We start from the raw sequence: 1138 nt of genomic DNA on the forward strand, positions 1-1138 counted from the left end.
CGCCGGCAACCGGTTGACCGACCGGTACGCTCACTCCATGCCCGCGTTCAGCCCGGACGACCCGCTCAACATCCGCCTCGAGCTCGAGTCGGTCCCGACGGGGTCGCCCGCCTCCGAGGTCGCTCGACAGCTCGTGTCCCTGCTGACCGCCGGCGACCTCGCCCCGGGATCGCGCCTGCCCGCCGAGCGCGTGCTCGCTGAACGACTCGGGGTCGGTCGCTCCGCCGTGCGCGAGGCCCTCGCCGCCCTCGAGATCCTCGGCATCGTGCAGATCCGCCCGGGGTCCGGCACGTACCTGCAGGGCGGCACCTCGGACCTGCTGCCGACGACCCTGTCGTGGGGGCTCATGCTCGCGTCGAACCGGACCCGGGAGCTGCTCGAGGTCCGTTCCTCGCTCGAGCGCACCGCTGCGATCCTCGCCGCCCAGCGCGCGACCCCGGAGCAGCTCGAGGAGCTGCAGACCTACATCGACCGGCAGCACGAGACGCTCGACGACCCGGACGCGTTCATCGAGGCCGACGTCCGCTTCCACGTCCTGCTCGCCCGGTCCGCCGGGAACGACGTGCTCGCCGACCTGCTGCAGAGCCTCCGCTCGATGCTCAGCGTCTGGGTCGGCCGTCGGGTCCGCACGCGCCAGGCCACCGAGGCCGCGTACGAGGAGCACCGCGCCATCCTCGAGGCGCTCCGTGCCGGCGACGTCCTCGCGGTCCAGCGGGCGATGGACGACCACATGGCCACGGCGAGCGCCCGCATCGAACACGCCGGCCCGGTCGACTGACGGGCGCGCGGCCCCGCGGGCGCGGGGGGGGGGGGGGCCCCGCGGGCCCTTCGTGAGCAGCAATGGTCGGGTCGGGGACGGCGACCCGACGTCGTCTGCTCACGATCGGGCGGCCAGGAGGCGCGGTGCGGCCCCGCCACGCACGGTGCGACGTTGCCAGGGCGGCAACACCGCTTGGGTCCTGCCCGGTCCGTGCGGTGGAGTGTGCGCATGCACACCCACGACGACAGCGCCGCCAGCGCATCCGGTTCCGCACGCACCTGGTGGGAGGCCCGCTACGCCGAGCACGACGGGATCTGGTCGGGGCAGGTGAACGCCGTGCTCGCCGACGTGGCCTCGTCGCTTCCGCCGGGGCGGGCG

General features: G+C 74.5%; 1 protein-coding gene. It reads left to right on the top strand.

The genetic code is table 11. The features are described from left to right. Positions 1 to 37: 37 nt before the first annotated feature. Positions 38 to 778 (top strand): FadR/GntR family transcriptional regulator, encoded by a 741-nt coding sequence (locus I5E_RS19080; protein WP_031263206.1) that lies wholly within the window; start codon positions 38 to 40, stop codon positions 776 to 778. Positions 779 to 1138 lie beyond the last annotated feature (360 nt).

The sequence above is a fragment of the Curtobacterium sp. B18 genome (genome assembly GCF_000333375.1).
Lineage (GTDB): Bacteria > Actinomycetota > Actinomycetes > Actinomycetales > Microbacteriaceae > Curtobacterium.